The following is a 25,033-nucleotide window of genomic DNA, read 5'->3' on the forward strand; positions in this document are numbered from 1 at the left end:
TTCGAGCATTATGAGCTTAACCACCCCTGATAGTCGCATTACACCTCAAGCAGACGCGTTAGATTTAACGCATGCTAAGTCCTTGTGCTTGCTTAGACTGTCGGCGATTGGCGATGTATGCCATGCGGTGGCTATGGTGCAGGCGATTCAGCGACGTTACCCAGATCTTAAAATCACCTGGATTTTGGGGAAAATTGAATACCAGTTGCTAAAACACCTTCCTGGGGTGGAGTTTGTCATTTTTGATAAATCCCAAGGTTGGCGTAGTTACCTTAATCTAAAGCGGGCGCTTAAGGGGCAAAAGTTTGATGTGCTATTGCACATGCAAATTGCACTGAGGGCGACGATTGCCTCCTTGGCTATATCGGCAAAGTTGCGTATCGGCTTCGATCGTTTTCGAGCAAAAGAGGGTCAGTGGCTGGTCACTAATCACCGCATAGAGCCACAAGTCACTCCGCATGTACTTGATGGTTTTATGGGTTTTGCGCAAGCGGTTGGAGTCACCGAACTCACCCCTAGCTGGAATATCCCTGTCTTAACTGCAGATACCGAGTTTGCCAAGGCGCTTATTCCGAACGGAAGTCCCGTGCTGGTCATTTGTGCGGCCGCGAGTAAAGCGGAGCGTAATTGGCTACCAGAGCGCTATGCAGCGGTGGCAGATCACGCCGTCAAAAAGGGCTATCGTGTTATCTTATGTGGTGGACCAACAGCGCTTGAGCGGGTACTTGCCGATAACATTCAAGGTGCGGCTCAGTCTGAACTTGAAAACCAAGTAGGTAAAACCACTTTATTGCAACTTTTAGCAGTATTGAAACAAGCGACTATTGTACTTGCACCTGATACTGGCCCGGCTCATATGGCTGTTACACAAGGCACTCCTGTTATAGGTTTATACGCCCATTCGAATCCGGGTCGTACTGGGCCTTACACATGTTTAAGCTCTGCTGTCAGTGTTTATCAGCAGGTTATTACCGAGCAAAAGCAAGGCGATATTCCATGGGGAGTGAGGGCAAAAGGTGAACATTTAATGGAATTAATTAGTGTTAATAGCGTTATTTGCGCACTGGACTTGTTGTTGGATAAACAGGCTTCGTGAATTTTTGTTAGAATAATGCGTTAGCATTTTGCTTTTGTCGTCTGATGAGTAAATCAATGACCCTATCTGCTCCGAAGTTTTTGTTTGTGCCAGTGTCTTCAGCGGAAGGCGTTGGTGAGTATATGCGATCCTTGATTGTCGCTAATGAGGTGAAGCTACGTTGGCCTGAGGCCGATATTCAATTCATCTTGAGCCGTCACGCGCCTTATTCCTCGACTTGCCCCTATCCAGTGGCGTTGTTAGATGATACCCCCACCAAAAATATTAAAGCGGTGAATGATTTCATCTCTTTCTATCAACCTGATTTTGTTATTTTTGATGCCTCCGGTCGCCGTTCTCAGTTGGTCCATGCCAATAATTTTGGCGCTAAAGTTATATTTATCAGCCAGCATAAGCGTAAGCGTAGCCGGGGGATGAAAGTACTTCGTGCGCGGGTGACTGACAGCCACTGGGTAGTACAACCTGAATTTGTTATTGGTGATATTAGTTGGCTCGATAAGCTAAAACTGAAATTTATTGCTAAGTCAGAACCGATCATCATTGGCCCAATTTTCGTTAACCCGAGTGTAAATCGACAAGCAGAGCAGTTGGTGCATTATGGTTTAACCAAAGGGGGCTTTATTTTGCTCAATGCGGGCTCTGGTGGCCATCAAAATGGCAATGGTTATGTGGTAGAGGAGTTTGCCAGAGCCGCCGTCAGTATTTACCAAGCCACGCAGATCCCTTGCGTGATGGTGTATGGACCGAGTTACCCTGGTGATATTCCCTTGGTTGAAGGGGTTACCACAATAAAAATGCTCAATCATGAAGCGCTAATTGACCTACTGGATGCTGCAAAAGTGGCAATCTTAAGTGGTGGTGACACACTACTGCAGGCTATTGCACTGAAAAAAATGACCCTGTCGGTTGCTGTAGCAAAAGATCAGAATCATCGCGTTAGGGTGTGCAAAGAGAGTGGTTTAACGATAAGTTCAGAGCTCGATGCCCAACTAATGACTGACAACTTGATAAAATTAATCAACACAGATAGCCAGCTTGCATTGCAGTCTGCGCTGGCAAAATGTGACTGTGAAAATGGATTAGATATAGGCATGACAATAATAAGTGATTTATTTGATTATAAATTTGGAGCTCAGCAATGAGAGTTGCAATAGCAATTGATAGTTTGGCGGGTGGTGGGGCAGAAAAAGTGATGCTAACCCTCGCGAAAGAGTTTACTGAGGTGGGGCATGAGCCACACTTCATCGTCATGACAGATGATGTGGCCTTCGATATTCCCGACAGTTTACCTGTACACGTCTGTTTTGATAAAAAGGACAAAGACTTCAATCGTTTTTGGAATCTAGCCCCAGCAGTTGCAAAGCTAACGAGTAAAATTAAGCAAATTGAAGCGAGTGTGGGAAAGTTTGATCTATTTTTGTCTAATTTAGACAAGACCAATCGACTAATGACAAAGACCCAAGTGTCTCCTTTGTTTGTTGTGGTACATGCTTCTGTCGAAGAGGAACTAAGTCGGCATGCTAAGTTAGGACCATTTGCGTTTTTAAAGAAACTTTGGGCTAAAAAGTCACTAGATGGCCACCATTTAGTGACGGTCTCCCAAGGTATTGCAGATGAAATAAAGCAAACTAAGCGGATCGAACCAGCCTCGATTCGGTGTATCTATAATCCATTTGGATTTGACGATATCACTGCGCTTTCTCAACAGAAAGCAGACGGCATTCCTGATAGTGATTACCTGATCCATATTGGTCGTTATGTGAAGCAGAAGCGCCATGATGTGTTGTTCCAGGCCATCGCACAAATGGAAAGCCAAATACCGGTGGTACTGCTATGTCATAACCCCAAAAAAGCCATAAAAGCCGCCAAGAAATATGGGGTTGAACAGCGGGTGATTATTCCGGGGTTTCAGTCAAACCCCTTTCCGTGGATAACCAATGCTAAAGCTTTGGTACTGAGTTCTGATTTTGAAGGTTTACCGACGGTATTAATTGAGTCGCTAGCGTGCGGGACGCCAGTCGTCAGTACTAATTGTCCCCATGGCCCAAGCGAAATTTTGACGGGAGAGCTTGCAAGGTTCTTAGTCCCGCGTCGTGATCCAAAGGCATTAGCAGCGAAGTTGGATGAAGTGTTGCTGTCACCGCCGTCATTGGTTGAGGTTGATATTTTAGTAAAAGTAAAAGCAGCACGTATTGCTCAAGAATATTTGGCCTTGGTTAAATAAGTATTGAAACGTTTTCGGGGGAAATGGTTGTGAGTTCAAGCAGCAAGCGTTATCTATTATATATTGCACAGAATTATTCTTATGCCATCTTAAGGCCGTTGCAGACGGCAATACGGGCTAGAGGGGATGAGGTGCGCTGGTTTTTTGAAGGCGATGAAGTCAACCCCTCGTTTCTTAAGCCCAACGAAAAGCGCTTATCCACTATTGCAGAGGTAAAAGCTTGGCTGCCTGATGCGGTGTTGGTTCCTGGTAATGTGGTTCCCAACTTCATTCCAGGAGTCAAGGTTGGGGTTTTTCATGGATTCAATGCTGGAAAAATGAACCACAAAGGCCGTGAAGATCATTTTGAAATACGTGACTGTTTTGATCTGTACTGCACTCAAGGTCCCGCAACTACCCTGCCATTCATCCGCTTGGCTGAAAAGTTTGCCACCTTTAAAATTGCCGAAACTGGCTGGCCAACATTGGATCCAATGTTTAAAGGTGATATGCCGAAGCCTTATGAGGTCGAAGGTGATGATCGTCCGGTGATACTTTTTTGCTCAACGTTTTCACGCAGCTTATCCTGTGCGCCAGTGGTTTATGAGCAGATTAAAGCGATGTCGATGCAGGGCAACTGGCGTTGGCTGGTACAGTTTCATCCTAAAATGAGTCCGCAGATTGTTGAGAAATATAAAGCGCTTGAGAATGAGAACTTAACCTTTGTGGAAACAGATGATGTATTACCACTGCTGAAAGCTGCCGATGTGATGTTGTGTGATACTTCGTCAATATTGATTATGTTTTTACTGCAAGGCAAACCTGTGGTGACTTTTAACAATCAAACTAAACGTTCACACTTGGTGAACGTGGACAGCATTGAAGATATTCAACCTGCATTAGAGCGTGTTTTAACTAAACCTGCTGAGTTGATGGAAGAAATAGAAAAATATTGTGACGATATTCATCCGTACCGTGATGGTCTATCTAGTGAACGAGTCTTAACCGCAGTAGATGAATTGATTGCGCAGGGTACAGATGATCTTAAACCTAAACCTGCTAATTTGCTGCGCCATTTTAAGATGCGTAAAAAGCTGGGTTATTGGAAGTTGTAGGGCTTGAATATATACGAGGCGGTGTAAATCATCGTTTTATGCTGGCTCGTGCCTAAAAAACTAAAAGGTTCACCGACATAAATTGATATATTTTTGAGCTATATGTTGGCTTTCAACTTTGTTGATGATCTCAATATTATTTAAGTTTGGAGGATTTTTGAGGCATGCTAAAGCAGCTTCAGCTAATGCTTGCGGATTTCTGCGGGGTACTAAATAATTAGCTAGCTCACCGGTCAATATTTCATTAGGACCATGAGGGCAGCGAGTGCTCACGACAGGTGTTTGGCAGATAAGTGATTCGATCAACACGGTCGGCAGTCCTTCAAAGTCTGAACTGAGCAACATCAATTCAGCTCGGGCTATCCAAGCATAAGGGTTACTTTGGAATCCTGGTGTAATAATACGATTTTCAACGTCATATTTTTTGGCTAGTTTACGGGCTTTCTCTGGACGGTTGGTTAACAGTACCAATCGAGGAGCTGTTGGCATCAACTTTAATGTTTGGAAGAGAATATCTAGGCGTTTCTGTCGGGTGACTCGGCCTATATGGATCATAAACGGCTCACTCGGTAGCCCATCGACTTCCTTTGTGGCTTTTTCTCTTATCTCATCTATTCGAAATGGATTGTATATGGCCTGCACGCTTTTAGGCTTCAGCCAACGAGTCGCCTTAAGTTCATCTGCGATCCCTTCTGAAACTGTAATAATGCGTTTGCCTATGAGAGCCTTTGCTTTTCGCCAGCGGCGCAAGAAATGGATTGGTCCGCGTTTTAACTCCATAATGAGCTCTTGCTGGAGTGCGCAGTGGCAAAAATAGTAACAAGGATCAAAGTTACAACCATTGATGACGATATCGCAATCGGTGGAGTTACTCAGAAATAGATCAAATTTCCCCGACACTTTTTCAGCTGAGCGCACACACTGTTGTAACTGTGCTTGTTGCTCGCTAAGTGAAAGAGATTTTTGAGACTGAAAAACAGTATGGATCTTCACGTTCTCAGGTGGGGTGAAGTCACCCTCATGACTAAATATGAACAGATGCACTTCTTGTCCTGCTTCCTGCAATATTTGGGCTTGAGTGATCGCGACTTTAACCGTCCCATTTACATAAAAGTTATGACAAAAAACAGCAATTTTCTTCATTTATAAATCCATACCCAGTTTAAAGTCAACATTGTAACAGATGTTTCCCTGGTGGTCGCAAGTGGCGAGGTGTGTTTATGGATTGCTCTTGATTTGTTGTGCGCGTTTAGGTTTGTGTTAACGCGCAGCCTGCGAGGCTGATGTTACTTACAGTTTCTTTGATTTTCCGATATAGAATAATAAGTCGCTATAATATAATATTTAGGCGCATTAACTCGTTTTCATTATGAGATGTTTTGTTATTAGCTTAGTTAGAGAGAAAAAGCAGCGCCTTCATATCAATAGGGAGTTTTATTCTCAAACGATACCTTTTGATTTTTATGAAAATTGGCTACTTGGAAGTCATAAAATGAATGTAATAGAAAGCGTGGGTCTAAACGGTGATAGTGACAGCATGTTGGTATTTGAGAATACTTACTACAGCTTATTTCTATATTTACTGTGTGATGAATATTGGCAGAAAAGAGACTTTTTAATTTTTGGTGACCGTATCTCTTTCGACATGTTAACTCGCTTGAAAAAGCACGCTAATGTTTTGGATGAAAGTTATCGTTTTATGCCCCGTCCTATGCCGAAATTCCAGAATGGTCCGTTTGAATACATGGCTCGTAAACGAATGCAAAAACAGTTGTTTGCCAAATATGATGCTTGTATTGGGAATGTAAGAGAGATCAATAACTGGTTAATTGAAATCAAAAGGATTCAATTAGAAGATGGTACCTTAACACGTAATGAGCTCACTTTTGGTGGTAAGAAAAGAGGTGTTTTTGAGGCTTTTTTCGAATATATATTTCTCAAAGAGCCTCACAAAATAAACAGAATCGATAAATTTATCATCGCCGCTGAAGTAAAGCCTTTACCGCAGTTTGCTGGGAAAGTAGCCATTATTGACTTTTTTGCTTTGTGGCAAAATAAATCTGCTCAAGAGCGAGTGGTTATTTTAGATGTATTCGATGTCGAATTATCGCAGTTTAGCGCTATAACCAGTGAGTGTAGTATCCTGTTTACTCAGCCTTGGAGTGAGTCGGCGAATTTTGATTATGCAGAGAGTAAAAAAGTTAATGGCTATAAGAGATTGATTGAAGAGTTATCAATAGATGAGTCTGAGTTGGTGATTAAGCCCCACCCTAGAGAGGTCACTGACTACCAACATTACTTTCCTGAAGCTATTGTTTTGAAAGCAAGTTTCCCTAGTGAGTTAATGCCTTTGTTAAATGTGAGTGTTAATAAGGTCGTATCGCTAAGTTCCACCGCGGGTAGTTGTTTCAAGGGGCGCAGCAATGAAATTATTTATGCCAGAGCTCCTGAGTATTTTGATATGCCTCAAAAAATGAAAGATTCTATTAATAGATTAGACTTATAGCGATATATTGACGATGCAAGTCCCTTGATAGGGTCACTTACTACTAAGTTTTTAGTTCTATTAACTAAGCTAGTTCATATAATTTGTAGACGTATTTAAAGAAATGAATATTGCATTAATTACAGCTAGAGGTGGCTCTAAAGGGTTGCCGAGAAAGAATATCCTTCCTTTAAGCGGCAAACCGCTTATTGCTTGGACAATTGAGGCAGCATTGAACTCCGACGCTATTGATAGAGTGTTTGTGTCGACGGAAGATGCTGAAATTGCCGATGTTAGTCGTCGTTTTGGAGCCGAAGTTATCCCTAGGCCTGTATCACTGGCCCAGGACACCTCCAGTAGTGAAGTGGTAATAGAGCATGCAATAAACTATCTTTTCACTCATGAGCCGGGTTTTCAGTTTGATAGAGTGATGTTATTGCAACCTACATCACCATTAAGAACGTCTTCACATATAGATAGTGCATTTGAACTGTATGAAAACAATAGTGCTAACCTTGTATTGGGAGTTTTTGAACCATCTCATACACCTTTGAAAGCGTACCTAGAGCGAGACGACGGCAGTATTACAGGTTTATTTAGTCCTAGCGCACCGTATACTCGACGTCAGGATTTACCTCGCGCATTCCAGCCTAACGGGTCGCTTTATCTATTTGGTACTCAGAGTTTTTTAAAAGAAAATCAAATACCAAGAGAAAATGTTTTCCCCTTTGTGATGTCAGAACAAGAATCGGCAGATATCGACACAAAAGATGATTTGCTTACTGTTGAACGTATTTTAAGAGAAAACCGCATATGAATAACCCAGTATTTGAAATTTCAGGCCGTAAAGTCGGTTTGGATTATGATCCTTTAGTCATTGCTGAAATTGGTATCAATCATGAAGGTTCACTGAAAGTTGCTTTTGAAATGGTTGATGCGGCAGTAGAGGCTGGTGCGGAAATAATTAAGCATCAGACTCATGTAGTTGAAGATGAAATGAGTAGTGAAGCTAAGAAGGTTATTCCTGGGAATGCTGACGTTTCTATTTATGAAATTATGGCTAGATGTGCATTAAATGAAGAAGATGAAACCGAGCTAAAAGACTACGTTGAATCTAAAGGTGCTATTTTTATTAGTACGCCTTTTTCTCGAGCTGCCGTACTTCGTTTAGAGCGAATGGGGGTTCAAGCTTATAAAATTGGTTCAGGAGAGTGTAATAACTATCCATTGCTAGAGCTTGTTGCTAGTTTAGGTAAGCCTATTATTCTAAGCACCGGGATGAATGATATTCCTTCTATTGCGAAATCAGTGAACATTTTTAGAAAGCACAAAACGGCTTTTTGTTTGCTACATACCACTAATTTATATCCTACTCCAGATCATCTTATTCGTATTGGTGCTATGGAAGAGTTGCAGCGTGAATTTCCTGATTCAGTGGTTGGCTTATCAGATCATAGTATTGATAACTTGGCCTGTTTGGGGGCTGTAGCCTCTGGAGCTTCAGTTTTAGAGCGGCACTTTACTGATACAAAGGAGCGTTCTGGCCCTGATATCTGTTGTTCAATGGATGTTGAGGAGTGTAGAGACTTGATTGCACAATCTAGCCGTATGAAGACTATGCGAGGTGGCCGTAAAGAGCCAGCTAAAGAGGAACAGGTAACTATCGATTTTGCCTATGCTAGTGTTGTTTCTATTGCAAATATTAAGGCTGGCGAAGCGCTTACAATTGATAATATTTGGGTTAAGAGACCTGGTACGGGAGATTTCTTAGCTGATGATTATGAGTCGTTATTGGGAAAAATAGCATCTCAAGATATCCAGTCAGATATTCAATTGAAAAGAGAGTCAGTAAAATAATGCCGAATAAATCTATACTTTATTTAACAGGTACTCGAGCCGATTTTGGAAAGTTAAAAAGCTTGATACAAAAAACTGAGTCTACTGAAAGGTTGGAAACTCATTTATTTGTTACGGGCATGCACATGCTTGCAAAGTATGGAATGACAGCAAAAGAGGTTGAAAAGTCAGGTTTTAAATCGATTTATAAGTATATAAACCAGAATGATGAGGATTCGATGGATGTTATTTTATCGAAAACAATCCAAGGTTTATCCGATTACGTAAAAGAACTCAAGCCTGACATGATAGTTGTTCATGGTGACAGGGTTGAAGCCCTAGCAGGTGCTATTGTAGGTGCTCTGAATAACATTCTCGTTGCTCATATTGAGGGGGGGGAGGTTTCAGGCACTATTGATGAGCTCATTCGTCATTCTGTTAGCAAGATGGCGCATTTACATTTTGTATCAAATGCAAACGCTAAAGCTCGATTACTTCAACTAGGGGAGAAATCAGAGTCTATTTATGTGATTGGTTCTCCAGACTTAGATATCATGAAATCTAAGTCTCTACCATCGTTAGCGGAGGTGAAAAGCTATTATGAAATACCTTTTCAAGATTACGGAATTGTTATGTATCATCCTGTCACAACAGAAGTGGACAAGCTCAAAGAAGATATAGCATCCGTAAGAGAAGCACTAGAGAAGTCAGGGAAGCAGTATGTGGTGATCTATCCAAATAATGACCATGGATCTAGCATCATTATAGATGAGTTGGTGCCACTCCAAAGTAATCCCAAATTTAGAGTTTTTCCGAGTGTTCGATTTGAGAGTTTCCTGACATTGTTAAAATACTCTCAGTGTATTGTTGGGAATTCAAGCGCTGGGGTTAGAGAGGCACCTTTCTACGGCTTACCCTCAATTAATGTGGGCTCTCGTCAAAATGGTCGTGCTGCTGCGAAATCTATTTTTAATGTACCAGCTGAGGTTGATGAGATCTGTCAGGCAATTAGTCTCGCTCACACAAGCCAGTTCGATCCAGAGAAAGAGTTTGGTGGTGGTGATAGTGATGAGCATTTTATCAAGGCGCTTGTATCAGAAGATCTTTGGCAAACGAGTAAGCAAAAACTATTTGTGGATATTTAGTGCTCGATTAAATAGGGGACACTCTCGATGCTAATAGGCTCGAGGGTGTTCTATTATTATTGGGATATACACCTACGAGTTAATAGCAATGAACCGCACTAAAAAAATCACCAAAAAATTCATGGGTAAGGCTAAAAAAGCCAATGCCAAAAAGAACACAAGTAACAAGCCAAAGTACATATCTAAAGCCGAAAGAGAGCATTTAGAGGCATTAGCTGCAAGCGATAACGTTGCTCAAGAACCAGAATAGTTTAAATATTGCTCGAATATGTTGTTTTATTACATCAATATTCATAATTCGGACATGGCTAATATTATTTACCCTAATGAATATGCCAGAATAGCCGGCTAATTTTTGCTTTAGCGGTGCTAACTGCAAAGCCGATGTAACGGATAGGAGTTTTATGGATACCGTATATTCAATCGGAGAGCTAGAATCATTTTTGGTTGCGATACTAGTACTATTTATCGGGCATACAGTTAATCGCCATGTCGGTTTCTTCAAAAAATACAATATTCCCGAGCCCATTATTGGCGGTTTGGTGGTTGCGGCAATTACGACCTTTTTACATTTTCAGAATATTACCCTTAAGTTTTCTTTGCCGATGCAGAACATCTTAATGCTAATGTTTTTTAGTACAGTGGGCTTGGCAGCAAGCTATAAACTGCTAGTAAAAGGGGGCAAGAAAGTGTTTATCTTTCTTGGTATCGCCTCTGTCTATATTGTGATTCAGAATGCGGTGGGTGTGAGCTTAGCAACCGCATTGGGTTTAGAGCCGCTAATGGGCTTAGTAGCAGGCTCTATTACCTTGTCTGGTGGTCATGGTACTGGGGCTGCTTGGGCGCAAACTTTTTCCGAAAATTACGGCATGAGCACGTTAGAGTTTGCCATGGCTGCAGCCACGTTTGGACTAGTGATGGGCGGAATAATAGGTGGCCCAGTAGCGCAAAGATTGATTAACAAGAACAAACTGGTGTCCTCCTATGGTATAGGGGGTAACCACCATAAAGATCACCCAGATCTTGTCACTTATGATCAGTTAGAAGAGGATAGAGTCACCGCTAAAAGCGTAATGGAAACCCTATTTATCTTGCTGCTTTGCGTTGCGGGTGCGCGGTGGATCGAACACTTGGTATCGGTGTTTGAGATAAGCTGGTTAAAAATGCCTGATTTTGTCTATGCGTTGTTTCTTGGGGTGGTCATTACCAACCTTACCGAGCTGACGAGAGGCTATAAGACCAATAGTGAATGTGTGGACATATTGGGCACCGTCTCTTTGTCATTGTTCTTAGCGATGGCGTTGATGAGTTTAAAGTTGTGGGAAATTTTCGACTTAGCGATTCCACTGTTGATTATCTTGCTTGTACAAACCTTGGTGCTCGGATTTTTTGCTTATTTCGTGACATTTAGATTGATGGGATCGAACTACGATGCTGCCGTTATTGCGGGAGGGCATTGCGGCTTTGGTATGGGGGCGACCCCAACAGCGGTGATGAATATGGGCGCGTTAGTTTCTCGAAATGGTCCCTCTCCGCAGGCATTTATGGTGGTACCAATCGTAGGTGCATTCTTTATCGATATCGTTAACCTTATTGTGCTACAGGGTTACATTAGCTTTATTTTGTAATACCAATTCCATTAAATAGTTGCTCATTCAGCGGAAAATTAAACCCGCACGCAGTGAGCTTCTCAGGACATTCACTACTGCGTTGCATTGTCTTAAAAGGGAATAACCATTTCTTCCACAATGCGCCTTGAATTGAAAGCCCTGAGAACGCTCTGAATTGATCACATCTTTAGTGGAGTTGGTATAATTTAACGGATCAATAAAATGGCGGCGAGAGTAATAAATACTCCGCCGCTAGTGCGATCAAACCAATGTAGTTTGTTGCTGGATTTCAGTGTTGGCGCCAGTACATTTGCCAGGCAGGCATAGAGCATAACGAAGCTAAAATCGACGACAGCCCAGCTTATCGCTAAAATAGCTAGCTGCGGACCTTGCGGCGCTGTGATATCAATAAATTGTGGGAACAAAGCGGCAAAAAAAAGTAGATCTTTTGGATTACTAATGCCGACTAAAAAGGCTTGTTTAAATAGCTGCAGAGGTTTTCCGCTTCCTTTTGCTTGCGCTAATTCAAGGCCTCGACCGTCTGCTTTGGTGAGTAGCAGTTTTATGCCTAAAAAGAGTAAGTAAGCCCCACCACACCATTTCAAAACTGTGAAGCCGTATTCTGTTGTATTTAATAATGCCCCCAAACCAGCGGCTGATGCCATCATCAATATAAGTGCGGAAGTTACACTACCAAAAGCGGTCGCTAAGCTGCGGCTCTTACCATAATGGATACCGTGTCCCATAGATAACACGGCCATCATGCCGGGGGCGATGGCAATAAGCACAATAGCGAAAAGGTACAGCAGCCAGGTATCGAAACTCATAATATTTTATACAATGTCTAGGTTCTGGCTGCACTATAGCGGGCTAACTATCTTTAGGCAATGATGCTTAGCGCTCAAAATCAGGGATCACTTTTGGATGGCGGCCCTTAATGGAACGATAGAACGCAATGATGTTATCCATATCTTGTTGAATGTCACCGGTCGTGTCTTTGCCTACAGGTATGATGATGGTCTTACTGCCGAAATCTAACCCGACTGTGACTATTGGTACCTGAGCTTTACTGGCGATATGATAAAACCCTGTTTTCCACCTTGTTACTGGGCTACGCGTGCCTTCTGGAGCGAGTGCTAAGCTGAAGTTAGCATTAGTATTAAAGAGTTCAACAACGGCATCGACTAAGTTATTGCTCTTGCTTCTATCCACAGGGGTACCGCCCATAGCGCGGAAGAACCAGCCCCAAGGCGGCATAAAAAGCTGATGCTTGCCAAGAAAGTTAACCTTGGCTCCCATAGCGCCACGTGCGAGGAGGCCAATGATAAAATCCCAGTTACTGGTGTGTGGACCAACGATAGCGATATATTGATGGGAAGTTGGTAGCTCGCCTGATATTTTCCAGCCGATTCCTTTGAGAAATATTTTGCAAAATGATTGAAACATATAATGAAAACCGCCCTAGCTTTATTGTGAGTATTCTTGCTCTCTGTGACTTATTACCAATGAACAGCCATAATAGGTAACGAGACGTCAGATGGGTATAGTACACTTAATTACCTTAGGAGCCGTTGATCTTTCGAGCTTAGTAGTTCTTCAACAATTAATCATCACGAGTAATGATTCTAGTACAAGGTTTTAGCAATGATGCTAGCTGGATAAGTGAAAGCACATAACGCGCAGTTGTAATAAAAAGTGGAATCATTGCAATGCAGCCGAAGGGCCGCACTTATTTGGCTATTTACCGTGTGGAGAAAGTCATGTTTAAAAAAGGATTTAGCGCCTTACTGCTATGTTTAGCATTTAATGTTAATGCCGTACCGACAGATGACATTGCAAATATTTTGGCTGGACAAGAAGCAGCCTGGAATCGCGGTGATTTAGATGGCTATATGCAAGGTTATTGGAATAGCGAAAAAATGCGTTTCGTTTCTAATGGCAAGTTTCGTTATGGCTGGGAAGAAACACTAGCTGCTTATAAAAAGCATTATCCAGATAAAGCGACATTAGGCCAGCTGACTTTCACTATTAAAGAAACCAAAATGCTGAGCAATTATGCGGCGATTGTTGTTGGTCGTTGGGCTCTAGAACGGGCTAAGGATAACCCAAGTGGTGTATTTACACTGCTAGTTGAGAAGATAGACGACCGCTGGGTGATAACCCATGATCATACCTCGGATTAGCATGATAAAAAATCGTCGTTGATGTTATCACCTAAGCCGTAGTGCATTAAAAGGTAAAATCATCCCGACCTAGATTCCTGCCTTTTCCATCATAACGTACTTCAGAAAACTGCACCTTGCCTCGCTTATCTTTCAAAATAATACTGGTGGAACGGGTACCGTATTCTTGGTGTTGGATGTAGATCGATGAAAGGTGGCGCTCCCACTCCAAACTCACCCCGGTTTGTGGCAAGTCAGCGTCAGGAGCCTGTGTCCCGTCCTTCATAATTGCCAGCAGTGAATCGATGCAAGGACTGCTGTTATTGGATATATGCGCCTGAATAGCTTGCGTACCACGGGACATTTTTGGCCAGATATCATCAAGTGCGCCGTTACTAATGGAATGAAACCCTGCGGTTAGTTGGTTGAGCTGTTTAGCGCGACTGTCAAAACAAAATAACGCCTTTTCATCGCCATATAGCAGATTAAATGGATTATAGAATGGGCTATAACGTGTTAACCATGACTCATCGATACCATTGTTTATGAGTGCTTTTAAGACTAACTCACCGCGGCTTTTCATGTCTGACTGAATCAACTCAGGATCACGAATGTTGGTTAATCCTGCGACCAACCCATTTTGATTAACACCTAGCCAAGTCCCGCCTGCTTCAAGATCTTTGCCTGCAAGTAGTCGATTTTGCTGAGGCCAAAAGTGAGCGGATTCGGTTGGGCGATGGTGGAACTCATCACGATTGGCGCAAATGATCAGCGGGTATTCAGAGTGCGCCTCGAGGGCGACAAATAGAATGCACATAAGCCAACATAAAATGGAGTGATGAGTACAGACTAATACTCATCTCCAAGAAAAGCTATTCTACTTAGTGTTTGTGGTCGTGCTCATGAGAGTGGGGCTTAGCTTTATGCAACATGAGTCGGCTCATAAACTTACGTGGACCTAAACGCAGTAGGCTAGCAGCAAACAAGGCCGCCACTATCCAAAGGCTAATACTGTTGAGAAGGACGGGCAAATGTCCCAATGCCTGCCATTGTGGTTGGATCCATTCGATAGCGACGAGCAAGGTAAAGAGCATGGCAAACAATGCCAGCCTTTGCGGCCACTCCATCAGCTTAAGTTGTGCGAAGTTAATAATCGGAGCAGCAATTAATGGCAACATCACCGCGGTTGTCGTCCAGCCACTATAAGCCAATGACAGAGATAGTACTGCAGCGCCGAGGTTGCAAAAACGCATGGGTAAAAACACCAGTAGTAATACAGCAACTTGCACCAATGGACTGGATAAAGGTACGGCTGGATGACCAATCAAGTTGGCTAAAATAAGGCTAAGAACAATCCATGGTGCACTGCGGTCAATTAAATGAGCAAAGCCAAAACGCATAGCAGAACTTGGTAATGAGTCATGAGGGTCAGTTGGTTCAATCTTGCAGTAAGTTAACATTCCGCCTATGAATAGTACCGAAATAGCTTGGATCAGAGCGAAAATAGGCCCGAGTAACAGACCGGTAATGATGATCGCTTCAGGGCCCAGCAATCGTTGTAACCAACGTCGCCCGAGCCCGTGGTTCTGTGGTGATAGCCCAAAGTGAAAACGAATACTGGCAACGGCATAGCTAAGTAACAAGATCGGCGCGATGGTGAGCATCCAATCTAATAGGTATTCAGTCGAATGGCTGTGGCTATGCTGGTGATCTTGGCCACCAGAGTCCATCATTAATAACAAGAAGAGTAGTCCTATACCGAGCAAGCTGCCGATCCCTGCTTGATACTCGAATTTACCTTGCTTGTCTGTATTTGGCTGTCCGTGAGGTTGATGCAGCACCACATGCAATATTGAACCTGTGACAAACGCCTGTAAATAAACTGTATTTTCAAGACTTAGATGTGACAACAGTTGTTCGCCAGCAAAGTAGCCAACACCGGTTAGTAGCATCATGCCTGCCAAAACTAACATAGCCCAACGGCTACCAACTTGGGGTTTTAACAGCCACCATATGGCGACGCCGACAGGCAATCTGTGCAAGATAATTCCTAGGGCTAGCAGCGGTGAGTTACCGTCTTGCTGGGCCAAAATCATCGCACCGCCATCGGTAATGGTATGCAGCAATAGCCCACCAATACCTAAAATAAGAGTTAGATTATGGGTGACTTCGGAATACCGATGGAATAAGCGCTCGCTTAAAGTGGGGCCCCAAATGCCAATAATGACAAACACGATAGCGAGAAAGCCGCCGTGCTCTAACAGTTCGGGTAAAATGTGGATCAGCACTAAGCCGCCCAAAGAAACGAATATAAATCCGTCTAGGCCTTTTTGTAACCCATTTCCCGAAGAAAAAAATCGGTAAAACAAGGGCCCTAATAATAGTGCGATACAGCTAGATAAGAGATATAGCATGGGGATCCAATTCTAAACCGCGAGAGCGAAAAAACGCCATAGTATACCAGTGTTAATGCTAATTAGCAGAGCGATAAGTTGAATTTACATTGATAGCTACCCTCCGCTAAATTTATGTTAATTGTGAATGTATTCGTGATGAGTGCAAATATTTTATAACTTTTTGTTAGCTTTACTGTAAAACATATTAGAATAATCATCTATTCAAGTAATTAGGCGCCACCCAAGCAATGGATACAATGGACACTTTCTCTGCAGCAGTCATGCTCTTTTTAATTATGGATCCGTTAGGCAACTTACCCATATTTGCCTCCATCTTACGGCACATAGAGCCTAAAAAGCGTCGACGTGTGTTGATCCGTGAGTTGTTATTCGCCTTAGCCATTATGTTGTTATTTCTATTTGCGGGCGAAGCGATCCTTAATTTCCTTAATCTACGTTCTGAATCAGTGAGTATTGCGGGTGGGATCATTCTGTTTTTGATCGCAATTAGGATGATCTTCCCACAGCCGGGCGGAGTCGTCGGACTTGCTGCAGGTGAAGAGCCCTTCATTGTGCCAATGGCGATTCCACTGATGGCAGGGCCTTCTGTGTTAGCGGCGCTTATTTTGCTCGCCCATACAGATGGCAGCAGAATGATGGACTGGACCGTTGCATTGCTGGCAGCTTGGGGAGTCAGTGCCGTCATTCTATTGTTTTATAAAGTCTTTACCAAGGTACTTGGAGAGAAAGGCTTAACTGCGGTAGAGCGCCTTATGGGAATGGTATTGGTGATGATCTCGGTGCAGATGTTTCTCGATGGTATTGCGAGTTACATGAAGGCCCTCTAGCCAATCAATATAGTCTTGGCTGGTGTAACGGCTGGTGTAACGGCTGGTTACGCCAAGTAAGATTTTAGGGGTTAGGTTGTAACACAAGTGTTGCAGAACAAATACTAGCCTGTAATACTCTGAATACAATATTCAAAAGCAATAAAAATTATGATTACCTGTCTACTGCTCTGTGCTGCAAGTCTTACCTCAATAGATTCTGTCGATTATCAAAATTTATTGCCCTATCAAGGTGTGCCCACTTCAATGGAGCAGCGAGATAGCAAACGGAATTTAACTATCGGCTCTGTCTATGTCGACCAAGGGGCGTGGCATGGTTTTCATCTACCTAACTCTGCCGAATATTATGGCAGCTTTACCGGTCCTCTATTTATTGCACAAGAGTATAGCCTGCACCTCAGCGACAGCTTGCAGCGGTTACAATTAATCAACGTCACCACAGACGAATTTTTATCATTTGATAGTGCGGCGCAAATTGATATTCATAGTCAACCTGATGGACTCGTGCAAACCTATACTTGGTCGGATATTAAAGTCAGTATGAAACTGAGTTATAGCGACAACCGTACAGCAACAGTAATGACAGAACTGACGAATCTTTCAAATCGTGATCAGCAATGGCAACTAGTATGGCGCGGCCAACCCTTTGCCAGTCATCCCGAACAGCCTCAACATTCGTTAATTGCTGAGACCGAATCGAGTTCAAAACACATTAGTTGGCACTTCAAGCCTGTGATGCAAACATGGCGTATGCAACTCGCTGATGCTCAATATCAGCTTTGGTTTGACCGTGACATGGCGATTAGAATTAATGCCCAATCAGGCTATTTAGCCATTGCTGAACCTGTCACCGTTGCTGCTAAGCAATCGTACCTTTTTCAAAGCGCACAGCGTTATTTTCATGACAAGCAAGAGGCGCAAGCGCACGCTGATCCTGATTGGAAACAGATAGATCAGCAGCTTGCAAACAACCGAGTACGCTGGCAAAGCAGAATGGACAGGCTACTCGTGGGTGGTGATAAAACTGCACGCCAGCTTGCCGTCAAGAGCATGCAAACCATCATACATAACTGGCGTAGCCCTGCAGGTGCACTGCTGCATGACGGGATTACCCCATCAATCACCTATAAGTGGTTTAATGGCGTGTGGGCTTGGGATACTTGGAAGCAAGCGGTAGCGGTAGCGCGCTTTGACTCTGAGCTGGCTAAATCAAATGTACTGGCGATGTTTGACTATCAATACACGGATCAAGACAAGGTACGCCCACAAGACGCGGGTAACTTACCCGACGCCATTTTCTATAACCAAGGCTCGGAACGTGGTGGTGAGGGGGGGAACTGGAATGAACGCAATGGTAAACCGCCGCTAGCGGCATGGGCGGTATGGCAGATCTATCAGCAAGATGGTGACAGGGAGTTCGTTAAAACCATGTACCCCAAACTTGTAGCCTATCATCAATGGTGGTATCGCAATCGTGATAATAACGATAATGGTCTGGCGGAGTATGGTGCCAATCTTCATCCTGCGCATATTAATGATGATGGCGATCTCAATGTTGAGGCCATTATTGAGGCCGCAGCATGGGAGTCCGGTATGGATAATGCCCCAAGATTTGATGCCGATGCGAGTTTGCAAGTGTGGCAAAACAGTCAAGGTGGCGAGGTGGTGGGCTATTCAGTGGCGCAAGAGTCTGTCGATCTTAATGCCTATCTCTATGCCGAAAAGCGTTTGCTGCAAGAGATGGCAAAAATGCTTGAGTTAGATGCAGATATTCAAAAATGGGATGTTGAAGCTGAACGGTTAGCCAAGCAGATCCAGATGCAGATGTATGATCCTGAGTCGGGGTTCTTCTATGATATTCGCTATACCGCCACCGGGAACGAATTGATGATTGATAAAGGTAAGGGAGTAGAAGGGTGGTTGCCATTATGGGCGGGTGCAGCATCGAATGCACAAGCAAAAATCATCGTCGAGCGTCATTTAGGCAAGGGCCAGTTTGGCACTAAAATTCCATTTCCTACCGTTAGTGCTGATAGCCCTAACTTTGCTGCGGCGCAGTACTGGCGTGGTCCCGTTTGGCTAGACCAAGCCTTGTTCGGTTTACAAGGAATTGCTCGTTACGGCTTTGATGAGCAAGCACAATTGCTGGCAACGCAACTGGTGACTCAAGGTGAGGGGATAATTGGTCAAAGTCCTATTCGCGAGAATTATAACCCCATTACTGGAGAGGGACTACATTGCACCAACTTCAGCTGGTCAGCATCAGTGTTATTGCTTATCTATGATACTTGGTTAAGTAAACCAGAGTTAAAGCCTGTAGCCAGTCACTAAGGTACAGATTGGCCGTAGGTTATTTCAACTGCGGCATGCTCTCTTTTATAAAAAATATATAAAATTGACAACTAATTGGCAACAACGCAGTCTGATTGTTAACAGGGTGGAAGTGTTCGAAGCGGGATAAGTCGTATCAAGATGCGAATAAAGGAGCAACTAACATGAAAGTTTTTTTCCGAAAGAGTGCCATTATTAGCTTTCTAATTAGTGTCTTTCTAACCATGAATGCCGCATTGGCGCAGCCTATAAATGGCACCACTTCAGATGCCAATATTGTCGATAAAGAGCGTGTACTTTATTGGCTGATTAAGCGAGGTGAAGTCGCCAGTAGTGCATCTGATGCGGAAAAGAATCAGGCTGTGGAAGCATTTATCGGCCATGCAAAAAGGCCGCAAAAAATATCCTTACGTGAAGCCCGCTATGAGGCTGCTCGACTGCAACAGAATAAGCAAAAAGGTAAGTTGGTCAGCTTTGCTGCGCCACAAACACAAGGTATCAGCAATAAAACCGTAAAGGTGTTGGCGATACTGATAGATTTCCCCGATCTGCCTCATGACAATAATGGTCTAAGCAGTAGCGATACCGACATGTATTACAGCTCATATACAGCTGAACATTATAATAATTTACTGTTTTCGACCAATGGCTATGCGGGTCCAAATGGGCAAACATTGATGACCGGCTATGAATACTATCAGGCCGAATCAGGTGGCAGTTTCTTTTTTACCGGAGGCATTAAAGGTTGGTATCGGGCGGTTAACAACGCAGCTGTTTATGGTGCTAACGATAGTTCAGATAATGATATTGGTGCAATCGATCTGGTAAAAGAAGCTGTTAGTGCCGCATTAGCGACAATGAGTAGTGATGAATTAGCGAGCTATGATATCGAAGACCCGTTCGATGTTAACCAAAATGGTAACCTAAATGAGCCTGATGGTGAGTTAGACCATGTGATGATTTTTCATTCCAGCATAGGTGAAGAGACTGGGGGAGGGATGTTAGGGGCTGATGCCATTTGGTCACATCGCTCGTCAACTAACCCATACACTATTCCTGGCACCAGCATGAAACTGGCGAGTTATACGATTCAACCGATTGATGCTGCACTTGGTGTATGCGTACATGAGTTCGGTCATGATCTTGGTTTACCTGATGAATATGATATCAGCAATGAGGGCAAAGGTTCTCCTGTCGGTTTTTGGTCTGTGATGGCCTCAGGTAGTTGGGCTGGTGCAATTCGAGGTACTGAGCCGACTGGGTTTAGCCCTTATGCCCGTTCATATTTGCAAGGTAAATACCAAGGGAATTGGCTTTCTGAGCAAAAATTACAACTAAGCACCTTGGATGCATCTGGACTGGACGTCGCTATTGTCGCGGCGGTGAATCATGATCAAGTCAACCAGATTTCGCTGGCTATTCCGGCGGAAGAGATCAGCTTTAAGACCCCGTACACTGGTGAGTATCAGTTTTACTCCGATCAAGGTGACATGATCAATCATGCTATGTCATTTGATGTCGAACTGCCCATTGCGACTCCGTTATCGTTATCGATGAAGGCGCATTGGAGCATTGAGGTAGATTATGACTATGCGCAACTTATGGTTGATGGTACCGCGTTGCAAGGTAATTACACTAAAGCCAGCAATAGCATCAACTCAGCTCGCAATATTCTAACGGGAAAATCGACTGATTTGGCTGCTGCTGAAGGCGAAAATGGCTGGGTCGATCTTGAGTACGACCTGAGTCCTTATGCTGGACGCAATGTACGCTTATCTATTAATTACGTTACTGATCAGGCTGTTGGCGATTATGGTGTAGTGATTGATGATATCACCATTAAGCAAGCCGACACTCAGGTGTTGTTTAACGGTGCGGAAACTTTATCTGACATTGCTTACGCGGGCTTTTTACGGCTAACAGACAAGCGTCCAGGTAAAGAACGCCGCTACATTGTCCAACTGCGCAGCCAAGAGGGCGTTGACAAAGGCTTACTAAGTCAGCGTTATGATCCAGGGGTGGTACTTTGGTTAGAGAGCAATGATTATGGATCAAATGAAGTTAGCAAGCATGCGGGATACAGTTTAATCGGTGTCGTCGATGCCGATCAAAATTTAATTGGTAATTTAGATAGCGAGTTCCAGATCCGTGATGCAGCGTTTAGCTTATATAACCAGTCCTTTTTTAGTTATGGCGGCGTGGATGATGAACATTTATCAGCTAATAAACTGTTTGATGACGTTAACGATTATGCAGCACCACTACAGCCTGAATCAGGTATGGTTTTACCTGAGCTAGGTTTGTCGATAGAGGTGATGACACAAGCTGAGAATAGCAGTAGTGCTACCGTACAGTTTAGCTATCGCGGAGCTGTAGAACCGTCGACAGAGCTGAGCGCTGTTATTTCTCAAAGCCAACAAGGTGGTCAAGTTACTTTTGTGGCCGAAGTCAGTGGTGGTGATGGAAATTACCAGTATGCATGGGACTTTGGGGTAGATAATGCGATGAGTAATGAAGCTGCACCTAGCTATACCTATAACGATGCCGGTAGTTATTTAGTCACGCTGACTATTACTGACGGTAAGGGTGTTGAGTTTACCAATAACACCACGGTCAATGTTAACGCTGCACTCGATGTTGGTTTTACATTAACCATAAATGGTTTGTCGGTGACATTTAACAATCAGTCATCAGGGGGCAGCGGTGACCTAAATTATATATGGCAATTTGGTGATGGTGATACCAGTACCGAAACATCACCAACACATAGCTATGGGGCCGCTGGTAATTATACCGCGACTCTAACAGTCACTGATAGTGTCGGAAAAATGGGTGTTATGACAGGGGTTATCAACGTTGGCATACCTGTGACAACAACGACCGAGAAGAGTAGTTCAGGCTCTAGCGGTGGTGGTTTAGGGGGGGGATCGATAGGACTATTGTGTTTGCTGCTGGGTTATCGGCGCAAAACGACGCTGGCAGGACGTATATAAGTCCAAGCATACTTTATTGAGGCAAGCGCTATTATGGCTATTAGTTACGCTTGCCTTATGACTCAAAAATTAGCGCGTTAATATGTCTCAGTTACTCAGTGCTGAAATGGCTTTTTGAGCGGCAGGCAGAAATATTTCGCTGACAATGAGCTGCTCTTGTTCATGTTGGAAATAACGGCGACGCCCCCATAGTGCACTGCTGGTATCTTGGTTTAGCGATTCGGCCAGCTTGGCTATTTTGCTGCAAGGTTCAAAGTGAGCAACTTCAATTTTTCCTGGGGTGAATTCATCTTTTGAATAGAGCAATTCACCGAGCGGTCTAACACCCAAACCAAGAAAGTCCTGCTGTTTTTTTTCTAGCAAACGTCCCGGAATTAATGTGCGGGCAAAAACCCAAGGCACACCATCGAGTACCAATAATACCTCTCTAATCCATACTTGTTGATAGTCAGGGTACTCATTTATCAGCGGCGACAAGGTATCTTCACCGAGCACTTTCACTTCAAAATGTTGGCATTGCGCTTTGAGCTTTTCAGTCAAACTGCAGGTGCTTAGCAGCCAATCTTTAAAAGGCGGCGGTGGAAAATTAGTTATTTTGTCTGGTGAAATCCACTTAATTGATTCACCATAGGGAAAGCTTAACCTAGTCACACTCATCTAATTCTCGGTACAATGTTAGCAACCGAAGCAGTCTAGCATGCCGGTGTCGTCCCAGATAGCCGTTGTCGGCTTTGAACGGCTAGGTTGGCGTGATAAAAAATAGCATGAGATTTTGTCTCATCACATATCGACCAGGGAATCATTTTCACCATGAAAAAAATTATCGCGATATTACTCTTAGGCTTAAGTTGCAGCTTTAGTCTGTTGGCTGCGGATGAAAAGCCGCTTGAGGAGTACGCTTATTACGGTTTTGAGCCAGAAATCGTCACTAACTACATTTCAAATCGAAACAAGTTGGGTTATGTCAGACTCAGTGTTGAGTTGATGGTTAAAGATCCTGAAGATCTCGTTAGTTTAGAAAGGCACGATCCCTTGCTACGAGCCGCAATCGTTGAGATCTTGGGTAACCAAACAGAAGACAAGGTGAAGTCTTTAACTGGAAAAGAGGAAATTAGGCGTGAGTGTTATGAGGTGGTCAATCGCCTTCTAGAGCAAGAAACGGGTGAAGATTTGGTGGTTAATCTACTCTTTACTAAATATTTGTACGATTAAAATTGCCCTAACCAATATTTAATTTTTATGCCGCCATAACCAACAGATGCTGCTGAGTGAATATGAATAAACCGAAGAACAGTCCCACTATGCAAGCATCTGTGACGGCGGGTAAATCTGCCCCGGCGCTAGATAAAGGGATGCATCCGCGTAACCTGCACAATGGTGGCTATGACTTTCCTGCATTGATTAGCAGCTATAGCAAGCTTAAGCCGTTTGTGAGTATCAATGCATTTGGCAATTTATCGATAGACTTCTCTTTGCCCAAAGCGGTTAAGGCGCTCAATGCTGCTTTACTTAAGCACCATTATGCTGTGGATGCTTGGGATATTCCTTCAGGATTTTTATGTCCTCCGATCCCTGGGCGGGCTGACTACATCCATCATGTGGCCGATCTACTTGCGGTTAAAAAATCGAACAAGAAGCGGGTACCTAAAGGTAAAAAAATTCGGGCGCTGGATATTGGCACCGGAGCGAATGTTATTTATCCGTTGCTTGGGATCCAATCTTATGGCTGGCAGTTTGTAGGTAGCGATGTTGACCCCATTTCAATCAGTAATGGCCAACAAATTTTTGCTAATAATCCTGAGTTGAGTAGCAAGTTTTCTTCTCGTTTACAATGCAATGCACAACAGGTGTTTCAGGGAATTATTGGCAAGGGTGACCGTTTTGACATCACGCTGTGTAACCCTCCATTTCATGCATCGCTTGCCGAAGCTAACGCCGGTACAACACGTAAGCTGACTAATCTTGCTGCTAACCGCGCGGCTAAATCTGGGCAGAAAAATACAGCCGCAGTGGCAACAAATGATGCTAGCGTGCTTAATTTTGGTGGCCAGAAAGCGGAACTTTGGTGTGACGGCGGTGAGAAGCAGTTTTTGAATAACATGATTACCGAAAGCCAACTCTTTGCTGAACAATGCTTGTGGTTCACGACCTTAGTCTCTAAGAAAGAGAACCTAAAGCCTGCCCAGGCATTGCTGCAAAAGGTCAAAGCCCGCGATGTTAAAGTGATTGATATGCACCAGGGTAACAAAATCACCCGTATCCTAGCTTGGACGTTTTTAACGCTCGAGCAGCAACAGTTATGGCTGCAATATCGTGAGCAGATTTAAGTGGCTAATGTGCTTTGTTATTCATATTACAATTAAACTGGCTGAGCGATTTCAATTTCTTCACAACTTGGCCTAGACTCATAGCAATGTGGTTGAGTTGATTGGACTTAGTTGTGAATTTTCAGTTAGAGCATCTGCTCATAGAGTTGGAATTATATCTGCAAAAACCTGAGGTAAGAGCATCTCGGGGGGAGCTAGAACGCCTTATTAGCGATGACTTTATGGAGTTTGCCGCCACGGGCTGCTGCTTTGGAAAAGCTGAAGTGCTCGCTCGATTACCGGATGAACGTGCACCGTACATTGAAACCAGCCATTTTGAGGTCCGCGAGTTAACTGATGGGCTTTGCCAGGTCCTCTATCGTGCTAAATTTAAAAAAGCCAATGACAACATCATCAGCTTTTCCATCCGAAGTTCATTTTGGCGTGGCCACCAAGAAGTATGGCAAATGGTGTTTCACCAAGGCACACCTTGTAAACCATTTTAAC

23 protein-coding genes are annotated in these 25,033 nt (G+C 43.5%); 17 read left to right on the forward strand and 6 right to left on the reverse strand.

Annotated features, from left to right (window positions below):
* The first annotated feature begins 10 nt into the window (after positions 1–10).
* From JK628_RS00375 to JK628_RS00390, 4 genes are read left to right on the forward strand one after another with little or no spacing between them, the layout of a single operon-like run.
* Positions 11–1,096 carry a glycosyltransferase family 9 protein gene (locus JK628_RS00375; RefSeq protein ID WP_202287321.1) on the forward strand — a complete coding sequence of 362 codons (1,086 nt, stop codon included), beginning with the start codon at positions 11–13 and terminating at the stop codon, positions 1,094–1,096.
* A gap of 56 nt (positions 1,097–1,152) precedes the next feature.
* Entirely contained in the window at positions 1,153–2,238 is a 1,086-nt protein-coding gene (locus JK628_RS00380; protein WP_202287322.1) for a hypothetical protein, read from the forward strand.
* Positions 2,235–3,320: a glycosyltransferase gene (locus tag JK628_RS00385; RefSeq protein ID WP_202287323.1), complete on the forward strand. Its 1,086-nt coding sequence runs from the start codon at positions 2,235–2,237 to the stop codon at positions 3,318–3,320. The genes JK628_RS00380 and JK628_RS00385 overlap by 4 nt, the downstream gene beginning before the upstream one ends.
* 23 nt (positions 3,321–3,343) lie before the next feature.
* Positions 3,344–4,414 (forward strand): CDP-glycerol glycerophosphotransferase family protein, encoded by a 1,071-nt coding sequence (locus JK628_RS00390; protein WP_202287324.1) that lies wholly within the window; start codon positions 3,344–3,346, stop codon positions 4,412–4,414.
* Positions 4,415–4,483: 69 nt separating this feature from the next.
* Here JK628_RS00390 and JK628_RS00395 read toward each other — a convergent pair whose 3' ends face one another.
* Entirely contained in the window at positions 4,484–5,557 is a 1,074-nt protein-coding gene (locus JK628_RS00395; protein WP_202287325.1) for a glycosyltransferase, read from the reverse strand.
* 226 nt (positions 5,558–5,783) lie between these two features.
* Here JK628_RS00395 and JK628_RS00400 point away from each other — a divergent pair, with 226 nt between their 5' ends.
* The 6 genes from JK628_RS00400 (at position 5,784) to gltS (ending at position 11,508) form a co-directional block, all read left to right on the forward strand.
* Positions 5,784–6,920, forward strand: coding sequence for a glycosyltransferase family 52 (locus JK628_RS00400; protein WP_202287326.1), 1,137 nt, complete (start codon positions 5,784–5,786; stop codon positions 6,918–6,920).
* Positions 6,921–7,023: 103 nt separating this feature from the next.
* Complete coding sequence (locus JK628_RS00405; RefSeq protein WP_202287327.1) at positions 7,024–7,716, forward strand: acylneuraminate cytidylyltransferase family protein; 693 nt, start codon at positions 7,024–7,026, stop codon at positions 7,714–7,716.
* Positions 7,713–8,756, forward strand: a complete 1,044-nt coding sequence (locus JK628_RS00410; protein ID WP_202287328.1) for an N-acetylneuraminate synthase family protein — start codon at positions 7,713–7,715, stop codon at positions 8,754–8,756. Before JK628_RS00405 ends, JK628_RS00410 begins: the two co-directional genes overlap by 4 nt.
* Positions 8,756–9,880 (forward strand): UDP-N-acetylglucosamine 2-epimerase, encoded by a 1,125-nt coding sequence (gene neuC / locus JK628_RS00415; RefSeq protein ID WP_202287329.1) that lies wholly within the window; start codon positions 8,756–8,758, stop codon positions 9,878–9,880. Before JK628_RS00410 ends, neuC begins: the two co-directional genes overlap by 1 nt.
* 88 nt (positions 9,881–9,968) lie before the next feature.
* Positions 9,969–10,130, forward strand: a complete 162-nt coding sequence (locus JK628_RS00420) for a DUF2986 domain-containing protein (protein ID WP_202287330.1) — start codon at positions 9,969–9,971, stop codon at positions 10,128–10,130.
* Positions 10,131–10,284: 154 nt separating this feature from the next.
* Positions 10,285–11,508: a sodium/glutamate symporter gene (gltS, locus tag JK628_RS00425; protein WP_202287331.1), complete on the forward strand. Its 1,224-nt coding sequence runs from the start codon at positions 10,285–10,287 to the stop codon at positions 11,506–11,508.
* 188 nt (positions 11,509–11,696) lie between these two features.
* Here gltS and JK628_RS00430 read toward each other — a convergent pair whose 3' ends face one another.
* Together JK628_RS00430 and JK628_RS00435 are read right to left on the reverse strand one after the other, a co-directional pair.
* On the reverse strand, positions 11,697–12,317 hold the full coding sequence (locus JK628_RS00430; RefSeq protein WP_202287332.1) for a LysE family translocator: 621 nt from the start codon (positions 12,315–12,317) through the stop codon (positions 11,697–11,699).
* 67 nt (positions 12,318–12,384) lie between these two features.
* The gene (locus JK628_RS00435) at positions 12,385–12,936 is read right to left on the reverse strand and encodes a lysophospholipid acyltransferase family protein (protein WP_202287333.1); all 552 of its coding nucleotides are present in this window, start codon (positions 12,934–12,936) and stop codon (positions 12,385–12,387) included.
* Positions 12,937–13,250: 314 nt separating this feature from the next.
* Between JK628_RS00435 and JK628_RS00440 the strand changes: the two genes are divergently transcribed.
* On the forward strand, positions 13,251–13,673 hold the full coding sequence (locus tag JK628_RS00440) for a YybH family protein (RefSeq protein WP_202287334.1): 423 nt from the start codon (positions 13,251–13,253) through the stop codon (positions 13,671–13,673).
* Positions 13,674–13,719: 46 nt separating this feature from the next.
* Here the strand turns inward: JK628_RS00440 and JK628_RS00445 are convergent, their stop codons facing one another.
* On the reverse strand, positions 13,720–14,469 hold the full coding sequence (locus JK628_RS00445; protein ID WP_202287335.1) for an NRDE family protein: 750 nt from the start codon (positions 14,467–14,469) through the stop codon (positions 13,720–13,722).
* A gap of 64 nt (positions 14,470–14,533) precedes the next feature.
* On the reverse strand, positions 14,534–16,066 hold the full coding sequence (locus JK628_RS00450; RefSeq protein WP_202287336.1) for a metal transporter: 1,533 nt from the start codon (positions 16,064–16,066) through the stop codon (positions 14,534–14,536).
* Positions 16,067–16,305: 239 nt separating this feature from the next.
* Here JK628_RS00450 and JK628_RS00455 point away from each other — a divergent pair, with 239 nt between their 5' ends.
* The 3 genes from JK628_RS00455 to JK628_RS00465 all read left to right on the forward strand — a co-directional run bounded on the left by JK628_RS00455 (position 16,306) and on the right by JK628_RS00465 (position 22,220).
* Positions 16,306–16,896 carry a YhgN family NAAT transporter gene (locus JK628_RS00455; protein WP_202289631.1) on the forward strand — a complete coding sequence of 197 codons (591 nt, stop codon included), beginning with the start codon at positions 16,306–16,308 and terminating at the stop codon, positions 16,894–16,896.
* A gap of 150 nt (positions 16,897–17,046) precedes the next feature.
* On the forward strand, positions 17,047–19,227 hold the full coding sequence (locus tag JK628_RS00460) for an MGH1-like glycoside hydrolase domain-containing protein (RefSeq protein ID WP_202287337.1): 2,181 nt from the start codon (positions 17,047–17,049) through the stop codon (positions 19,225–19,227).
* A gap of 164 nt (positions 19,228–19,391) precedes the next feature.
* The gene (locus JK628_RS00465) at positions 19,392–22,220 is read left to right on the forward strand and encodes an immune inhibitor A domain-containing protein (protein WP_272931636.1); all 2,829 of its coding nucleotides are present in this window, start codon (positions 19,392–19,394) and stop codon (positions 22,218–22,220) included.
* Positions 22,221–22,307: 87 nt separating this feature from the next.
* Here the strand turns inward: JK628_RS00465 and JK628_RS00470 are convergent, their stop codons facing one another.
* Complete coding sequence (locus tag JK628_RS00470) at positions 22,308–22,877, reverse strand: chorismate--pyruvate lyase family protein (RefSeq protein WP_202287338.1); 570 nt, start codon at positions 22,875–22,877, stop codon at positions 22,308–22,310.
* 153 nt (positions 22,878–23,030) lie between these two features.
* On the opposite strand from JK628_RS00470, the gene JK628_RS00475 reads away from it, so the two are divergent.
* The 3 genes from JK628_RS00475 to JK628_RS00485 all read left to right on the forward strand — a co-directional run bounded on the left by JK628_RS00475 (position 23,031) and on the right by JK628_RS00485 (position 25,032).
* Positions 23,031–23,432: a flagellar basal body-associated protein FliL gene (locus tag JK628_RS00475; protein WP_202287339.1), complete on the forward strand. Its 402-nt coding sequence runs from the start codon at positions 23,031–23,033 to the stop codon at positions 23,430–23,432.
* 62 nt (positions 23,433–23,494) lie between these two features.
* Complete coding sequence (rlmF, locus tag JK628_RS00480) at positions 23,495–24,547, forward strand: 23S rRNA (adenine(1618)-N(6))-methyltransferase RlmF (protein WP_202287340.1); 1,053 nt, start codon at positions 23,495–23,497, stop codon at positions 24,545–24,547.
* A 113-nt stretch (positions 24,548–24,660) separates the two neighbouring features.
* Positions 24,661–25,032 (forward strand): nuclear transport factor 2 family protein, encoded by a 372-nt coding sequence (locus tag JK628_RS00485; RefSeq protein WP_202287341.1) that lies wholly within the window; start codon positions 24,661–24,663, stop codon positions 25,030–25,032.
* Position 25,033: the final 1 nt, after the last annotated feature.

Source organism: Shewanella sp. KX20019 (assembly GCF_016757755.1).
Classification (GTDB): domain Bacteria; phylum Pseudomonadota; class Gammaproteobacteria; order Enterobacterales; family Shewanellaceae; genus Shewanella.